General features: G+C 39.7%; 6 protein-coding genes. All 6 read left to right on the plus strand.

From position 1 onward, the window contains the following. Positions 1-481: 481 nt before the first annotated feature. Positions 482-688, plus strand: coding sequence for a helix-turn-helix transcriptional regulator (locus PBAT_RS04645; protein ID WP_068647057.1), 207 nt, complete (start codon positions 482-484; stop codon positions 686-688). 1 nt (position 689) lies between these two features. Beyond that, on the plus strand, positions 690-1,130 hold the full coding sequence (locus tag PBAT_RS04650; protein WP_068647060.1) for a hypothetical protein: 441 nt from the start codon (positions 690-692) through the stop codon (positions 1,128-1,130). Between the two features lie 192 nt (positions 1,131-1,322). Continuing rightward, positions 1,323-3,107 carry a methyl-accepting chemotaxis protein gene (locus tag PBAT_RS04655; RefSeq protein WP_169810079.1) on the plus strand — a complete coding sequence of 595 codons (1,785 nt, stop codon included), beginning with the start codon at positions 1,323-1,325 and terminating at the stop codon, positions 3,105-3,107. A gap of 269 nt (positions 3,108-3,376) precedes the next feature. Next, positions 3,377-5,209: an assimilatory sulfite reductase (NADPH) flavoprotein subunit gene (locus PBAT_RS04660; RefSeq protein ID WP_068647065.1), complete on the plus strand. Its 1,833-nt coding sequence runs from the start codon at positions 3,377-3,379 to the stop codon at positions 5,207-5,209. A 22-nt stretch (positions 5,210-5,231) separates the two neighbouring features. Then, positions 5,232-6,956, plus strand: coding sequence for an assimilatory sulfite reductase (NADPH) hemoprotein subunit (gene cysI, locus PBAT_RS04665; RefSeq protein ID WP_068647067.1), 1,725 nt, complete (start codon positions 5,232-5,234; stop codon positions 6,954-6,956). Between the two features lie 606 nt (positions 6,957-7,562). Continuing rightward, positions 7,563-8,474 carry a UDP-N-acetylmuramate dehydrogenase gene (murB, locus tag PBAT_RS04670; RefSeq protein ID WP_068647069.1) on the plus strand — a complete coding sequence of 304 codons (912 nt, stop codon included), beginning with the start codon at positions 7,563-7,565 and terminating at the stop codon, positions 8,472-8,474. The last annotated feature ends 153 nt before the right edge of the window (positions 8,475-8,627 follow it).

An 8,627-nucleotide genomic window follows, 5' to 3' on the forward strand; every position in this document is an offset into this window, starting at 1 on the left:
CGGAACCGACGAAGAATTACTGAAAGATGTTAGCAAACGTAATTGAAGGCACTGTATACAGAACATCATACAAGTGGTTCAGTAACGTTGGATTGATGGGCAGCAAAGTGCATTGAATATGCTTGAAGTGATGTTGACTCATCTTGATCAGATGAACTCGACAATGAAAGATATAATAAATGACTCGATGGTTGTAAATTCTTCATTAATGGAAGTCATTTGTCATTTGTTATTTGTCATTGGATCAAGGTAGATTAAACGTTTAAGCTAGGTCGTTATTAAGAAGGTTATCCCTGTAGGGATAACCTTCTTAATAACGGCCTTTTAAATTTGGTATAAAGCTTACTAATTCCAGTGTATATTGGAGAATTCGAATTAAAGTGTAATGATATGATTACAATTGCAAAGTAGGCTTTACATAAATTGCAAAGTTAGCTATACTTATTTTGTAAAGTGAACTTTGCATATGGGAGGATGTCTTGTGAAGACCAGAATTCAAGAACTACGTAAACTACATCGTATTTCACAGGAAGAACTAGGATTAGCCGTAGGGGTGACCAGGCAAACCATTACTTCCTTGGAAGGTGAGAAGTACACAGCATCATTAGTCCTTGCCTATAAGATTGCACAATATTTTAGCCTCAGCATTGAAGAAGTATTTGATTTCAGCCAATTGGAGGAGATGTGAGATGGAGAAGTTCAAAGCAACTATACAATTAAGAATTAAATTATTAGCCATTGTAATGGTAATAACGGTGCTAAGTAATGTGATATTACAATTTATGAGAGATCGACTACCTGCCAGACCCGATTTTATTTTCGGATTTCAGACAGGCGTTTTTATAGGTCTGCTGGTGTTTTTATTGTACATTATTTCAAAATACACAGCGTGTTTAAAGAATGCTGAAGCACTGAAAAAGTTATACATTAAAGAACATGATGAACGTGAACAGTTAATCGCTTATAAAGCCTCCGTATTAGCGCTAGTCGTATTGCTTGTGATCGTGGCACTTTCTACAGTCATTGCAGGATTTTTTAATATCATTGTCTTCATTACATTATTAAGTGTTATGGGACTGCTGTTAATTGTAATGCTTACTACGCTAACGTATTACAGAAGAGCCCTTTGAAAAAGATTAGTATAATTCTATCTTTCAAACACTAAGTGTTCGCCCAATACGATTTACACTGCGTTTACACAATCATGTATTCCCTTTAATATCTATCTCCTACAATCAAGATGCTAGTATAAAAGTCCTACAGCAAATCAATAGGACAATTGGAGGATGATATTTTTGAAGGGAAGCACCTTACACCTGTCGATGAAATGGAAGTTGATTCTAAGCTTCTCTATGGTTGCTCTTATTTTTCTTGGAGTGGCATTTTACCAGAACATTAAAATTAATCATGTTGAGATTTCAATGGAAACGCAAAAAAAAGAGATGGAAAAAAGAATTGCCGTTGCTGAGATCACCCAAATACTTCAAGAGTTAAATGGTCTGGAAACCTCACTCTCGCAATCTAGTGACCTTGAATATGTTGAGCAGTTCTTAGAAACACAAAAGAAGCTTTATACGGAAATAAATAAGGTAAGTTTTAAAATGGATTCAGAAGCTTTTAATGATTTACAGCGATTGAAAATCCAAGCTGATAAATATAAGGAAAACGTTGCTGAATTAGCCACTACGTTAGAAAATGTAGAATTGGATCCTTTGACGGTCCTTGAAAAAATCGACAGCCTACATACCGATGCACTTGTAATCAATAATGCTATGATTAAGACGAATGGAACATTGTATACAGCTGCAGCGGAGAACGCAATAGAGGCGGAAGCACGTTCCTTTAAATTATTAGATGATACAGCTTCCATTGCTGCTTATGCAGCGGTGTTTATATTTCTGATGACGCTAAGCATTGCAATTGTGCTTATACGTTCCTTTTTGTTACCGGTAAATAAGCTACAATCCGCATTACTCAAGATTTCAGAAGGAGATTTGCGATATCAAATCAATTCTCCATATAATGATGAATTAGGTCGTCTGAGTCATCATTTCGATCATATGGTCATTAGAGTTCGGGATATGCTGCAACAAACACAGTCCGTGGCATCTTCACTAGCAACGTATTCACAGTCCTTCCAACAATCTTCAGCTATTACAGCACATACGAATCTAGATATTGTACAGACTATACAGGAAATTTCGGTAGGGGCTGGGCAACAGGCGGAGCAATCAGAGCATAGTGCAAGCTTAATTCAGGAATTGGAACGTGGAGTAAATGAAATTTCGGAATATACCGATGTTATGGTAGCAACAAGTGAAACAGCTAATCACAATACTAGAAAAGGGTTTGCAGCTGTCACAGATCTGCAGAAAGTATCTGAGCATTCTCGTGATTCAATCGTTAAGGTGTATGATTCTTTAATCAAGCTTATGGAGCAATCGAAACAGATATCAAGGATTACGCATACGATTTCGGAGATTTCGACACAGACCAATTTACTATCGTTGAATGCGGCTATTGAGGCAGCACAGGCCGGAGCATATGGCAAAGGATTTGCCGTTATTGCCGATGAGGTAAGGAAATTGTCGGTGCAAACCAAAGCGTCATCCGTTCATATCGGTAAAATAGTTAATGATTTACAAGCTGGAATGGTAGACTTCCAGAAATCGATGCTTGAAACGAAAGGGAGTCTAGAGGAACAGGATCATCAAGTAGCAGAGACTCTTTCATCCTTTAAAGCCATAGATCATACAATTGAAGAAATCAGTAGGCAGATAGAACAAATTCACGATAAGGTGGATTTGACCCGGACTAACAATGCGAGACTGTCTGAATCTGTTCATTGTGTAGCTTCTATTGCTGAAGAGACTGCTGCAGGCGTTCAGGAAGTGAACGCTTCAAGTATACAGCAGGATAGTGCGATTAGTAATATTGCTGAGCAAGCGATTCAAATTAATGAAATTTCGCAAAAACTGTTCCGTGAAATCAATGTATTTAAGATTGATGTTAAAGGGGATGAGGGTGATGATATTGAGCATAACGCGGTCATCCTATCTTTAGATGAAGGTTCGCACATACTAACACCATCACGCATCGTTATATAAGGAAAACTTATGATTTTATTGCAATACTATTATTGGACTTCGTGGTTGACCTATATCTATAATGAAATATAAGGTATTACAATAAATATTAAATGCTATTATTATCATATAATGGCATTTATTTTTTTGTCATTATTTGTTCAATATGCTACGGTATATGTCTTTTTATTGACCACGTTGTCACATTATGGTAGGTTAAAGTGATATATTAATACGATGTGTATACTCTGATTTATAATTGATTATATTCCTAAGTGAGGTGGATAACGTTGCAATTTCAGGTCATGAATAGCCCATTTAGTCAGGAGCAAGTAGAACTTCTTAATCGCCTTGTGCCAACACTAACGGAGTCACAACAGATTTGGTTAAGCGGATATTTTACAGCAACACAAAATTCTAATACCACGTTACATACGGCTACAGAAGTAACTACAGTTATAACTACCGATAGTCCTGTTGCAATTTCTCGGGAAGTGACAGTGCTATTCGGTTCTCAGACGGGAAACAGCCAAGGTTTAGCTAAAGCTCTTACTATCAAGTTAGAACAATTAGGGTTTCAAGTTACACTTTCTTCAATGAGTGATTTCAAATCCAATACGTTGAAGAAAGTTAAGAACTTACTGATTGTTGCGAGTACGCATGGTGAAGGAACACCTCCAGATAACGCAATTCCATTCTATGAATTCCTCCATAGTAAACGCGCACCTCAATTAGAAGACTTGCAGTTCTCCGTCTTAGCCTTAGGAGATAGTTCCTATGAGTTCTATTGTCAGACAGGTAAGGATTTCGATAAGCGTCTAGAGGAATTGGGTGGTAAACGCCTTAGTACACGCGTTGATTGTGATTTAGATTATGATGACTCGGCAGCGGATTGGATTGAAAATGTGTTAGCTAACTTGAATAAGAAGTTAGAGTCCACGGGTCCAGCTCAAGGTACTACGCTTACTGAAACTGGGACAGTAGCAGAACAATCAGCATATTCGAGAACTTCACCTTTTAAAGCAGAAGTACTAGAGAATCTAAACCTTAATGGTCGTGGATCAGATCGTGAGACTCGTCATTTAGAACTATCTCTTGAGGGTTCCAATTTCCATTATGAACCAGGGGATTGTGTGGGGATTTACCCAGAGAATTCTCTAAGTTTAGTGGAATCGTTGATTGAGAACATGGGCTGGAAGCCAGAGGAACTCGTGTCTGTTAATAAGAAGGGCGAGGAACGGAGTTTGCGCGAAGCGCTTTTAAATAACTTTGAAATAACAGTATTGACCAAACCGCTATTGGAACAAGCAGCGAAGTTATCATCTAATAAATCGTTGGAAGAACTTGTAGAACCAGGTCATGAAGTGGAACTTCGGAATTACTTGGATGGACGCGATTTGTTAGATTTAGTGCAGGATTTCTCTCCTTGGAAAGGCACAGTTCAAGAGTTCGTATCGATCCTTAGGAAGATGCCTCCTCGTCTTTATTCTATCGCTAGTAGTTCAAAAGCTAGACCTGATGAAGTCCATCTCACCATTCGGACGGTTCAATATGAATCACATGGAAGGGAACGTTATGGTGTCTGCTCTACACAATGCGCAGAACGATTAGAACCGGGTGAGCAATTATCGATGTATATTCATCATAATCCTAATTTCAAGCTTCCTGCGAATTCGGATACCCCTATTATCATGATTGGACCAGGTACTGGCGTTGCGCCATTCCGAGCTTTCCTTGAGGAAAGAGAGGAGTCAAGTGCGGAAGGGAAAGCATGGTTATTCTATGGAGATCAGCATTTACTAACAGATTTTCTCTATCAACTTGATTTCCAGCGGTGGGTTAAAGAAGGTGTTCTAACTCGCATGGATGTTGCCTTCTCACGTGATACGGATAAGAAAGTATATGTACAGCATCGTATGCTTGAGAAGAGCCGTGAACTCTATCAATGGTTGGAAAATGGTGCATCGGTATATATCTGTGGGGATGAGAAACACATGGCACATGATGTTCATAACACCTTGATCACGATCCTTGAACAAGAAGGTGGCAAGAGTACGGAAGAAGCCGTAGCTTATCTGAATGATATGCAACAACAGAAGCGCTACCAACGTGACGTATATTAAGATCGAAAGGAGCTAACCAACAATGACTCAGAACAAAACAGTAGTGGTACAAGATGGTCCGCCGAGTGACGTAGAGGATATTAAGACACGTAGCCGTTACTTACGTGGGGAACTTGAAGAAGCACTTAAAGATGGGATCACCGGGTCGATGTCTGAGGACGAGAATCGATTGATGAAATTTCACGGCAGCTACATGCAAGATGATCGGGACTTGCGTAATGAACGCCATCGTCAGAAGCTGGAGCCGGCTTACCAATTCATGGTGCGGATACGTGCCCCTGGGGGAGTCCTCACATCTGCACAATGGTTGGAGATGGATCGACTTGCTCGGGAGTATACTACAGGTTCTATACGTATCACCACGCGCCAAGCGATTCAGTTCCACGGGATTCTGAAGTGGAACTTGAAGAAAAGTATTCGTACGATTAATGATGCTCTCTTGACGACACTAGCGGCTTGTGGTGACGTGAATCGTAACATTATGTGTAATCCGAATCCATATCAATCTGAGGTTCATGCAGAAGTATTTGAATGGTCAACAAGAATTAGTGATCACTTGTCTCCGAAGACCAATGCCTATCATGAGATCTGGCTTGATGGTGAGAAGATCGTGGATAGTAATGCCGATGAAGCAGAGCAAGAGCCGATTTACGGAAAGGTCTATTTACCACGTAAGTTCAAAATCGGTGTGACTGTTCCTCCTACTAACGATGTGGATGTATTTTCCCAAGATCTTGGCCTAATTGCTATTTATGAAGAAGGAAAACTCAAGGGATTCAACGTTGCTGTCGGTGGAGGTATGGGGATGACCTATGGTGATACTCAGACGTACCCACAATTGGCAAGGGTTATTGGGTTCTGTACACCTGAACAGGTCATCGATGTCGCGGAGAAGACAGTTATGATTCAACGGGATTACGGGAATCGTTCTGTCCGTAAATATGCACGATTCAAATATACGATCGACAGATATGGAATGGATTGGTTCGTTAATGAACTGCAAACTAGACTAGGTTGGAATCTCGAAGAAGCTCGTCCTTATGAATTCAGTCATAATGGGGATCGCTATGGATGGATCAAAGGTAGTAACGGGAAATGGCATCTGACACTTTATATCCCAAGTGGTCGAATCGAAGACCAAGAAGGATACCCATTGATGACTGGTTTACGTGAAATAGCCAAGATTAATACCGGTGATTTCCGTCTTAGCCCAAATCAGAACCTCGTAATCGGCAATGTGACGACTGCGAAGAAACGTAAAATTGAAGAGTTAATTAAAGAGTATGGTCTTACAGATGGCAAACATCATTCCGCATTACGCCGAAATGCCCTCTCTTGTGTAGCATTCCCGACTTGTGGAATGGCTATGGCTGAAGCAGAGCGTTATCTTCCAACCCTATTAGAGAAGATAGAGCTAATCTTAGCGGAAGTTGGATTGAGTGAAGAGGCGATCAACATTCGGATGACGGGATGTCCTAATGGATGCGCTCGTCCGGCACTTGGAGAAATTGCATTCATGGGCAAGGCTCCAGGTAAGTACAATATGTATCTGGGCGCTGGATTTGCAGGTGAGCGGTTGAACAAAATTTATCGTGAAAATATCGGAGAAGAAGAAATTCTGAATATATTAGAACCGATGCTCCATCAATATGCACAAGAACGTGAAGTAGGCGAGCATTTCGGAGATTTCGTCATCCGAGCTGGATATGTCAAACCCGTTCAATCTGGACTAGATTTCCATAACTAGTATTTAATAAATTAAGGCTGTTCTAAAAGGTCAGATAGTAGACCTTACGGAACAGCTTCTTTTATTTACTAGTAAGCTTAGTTTTCATTTGCGAATTCGTTCCCGGAATCTTTTGGCGAAATCTTCGAATCGTTCACGCGCATCGTCAGAGGTATCCTCAATCAATAAAGAAAATCCAGCATTTTCATCCATCGGCCGAACATCTTCAAGGCTAAATAATTTATATCTTCTATGATGTGGAGGATACATCACTAATCCAACATGTTGGGAAATAGGACGAAGTCCCAGTTTTTTTAATTTACTTCTAGTGAATAAATGTGATGGGATATGATCTGATTCATAGAATTTGATGTGAGATGACCTCCAGTTTACTTAATAAAAACAATGATTATTTTACCGCAATTAGGATAAGTATGAAACCAAACGTATATGACATGACAGCGTTGGCATACACTTTAGTTGAGGTGTTGAAAGTTTTGTTCATGTTCTACATAATTGTCACATTTCAATGAAAGCTTGTACAGTTAAACGTCATTTCTCATGTTATGTTAATATAAGATATACCACAGATGAATGAATTGATTAACGTGGAAGAGGAGTGCAGAAATGGACATCAGTCAGGTTTACAATGATTTACAGACACTTGTGCCGAATGCGATCATTCAGTGTCATGAAACTTTAAAAGGCTACGTATATACTCAAATGGGAGGTAACGCGGATATTCGTGTTGTACCCTCTACTTATGACGAAGTTCAAAGTATCATCAAATATGCAGTAGATCATAATGTGATGATTACAACACTTGGGAATGGATCAAATGTGGTTATTAGAGATGGTGGTATTCGAGGGATCGTGCTTCAAATGACCAGTCTACAGGAAATTACACTTTCTGAACATACTTTGACAGCTCAAAGCGGGGCATCTATTATACAGGTGTCACAAGTTGCGTTGCAGCATGATTTGACCGGACTGGAATTCGCATGTGGCATACCAGGTACCGTTGGAGGAGCACTTTATATGAATGCTGGTGCTTATGGTGGTGAAGTTGCAGACGTGTTACTAGATGCTCTTGTAGTGCATTCCACTGGTCATATATTGACCTTACATAAAGAGGACATGACGTGGGGCTATAGACAAAGTGTATTTGCGGGTGGAGATTATACCATTCTTCAAGCAAGATTCGCATTAAAGCCTGGTGATCATTCCTCCATTAAAGAGAAGATGAATGAGCTAACACATTTACGTGAGTCGAAACAACCATTAGAGTATCCTTCATGTGGAAGTGTCTTTAAGCGTCCACCTAATCGGTTTGCAGGTCAATTGATTCAAGAGAGTGGATTACAAGGTGTACGCATCGGCGGCGCAGAAGTATCAACGAAACATGCTGGGTTTATCGTAAATGTAGATCACGCTACTGCAAGTGACTATATTGCATTAGTCGCTCATGTTAGAGAAACGGTTAAAGAGAAATTCGGTGTCAATTTGGAAACAGAAGTCAAATTTATTGGTGAAGAATAACCAAGGTGTAATGGACGTCCTATCCTAATTCAGCTGATCCATTATACGTATAAATAAGCTACCGAACCTCGGTAGCTTATTTGTCGATCAATTAATGGCGTACATTATCAGGTTACTTGAATTAACCTATGTTGAAGAAATGGTGTATTTAGC

It is taken from the genome of Paenibacillus antarcticus (assembly GCF_001637225.1).
In the GTDB taxonomy this organism is placed as follows: Bacteria; Bacillota; Bacilli; order Paenibacillales; family Paenibacillaceae; genus Paenibacillus_AQ; species Paenibacillus_AQ antarcticus.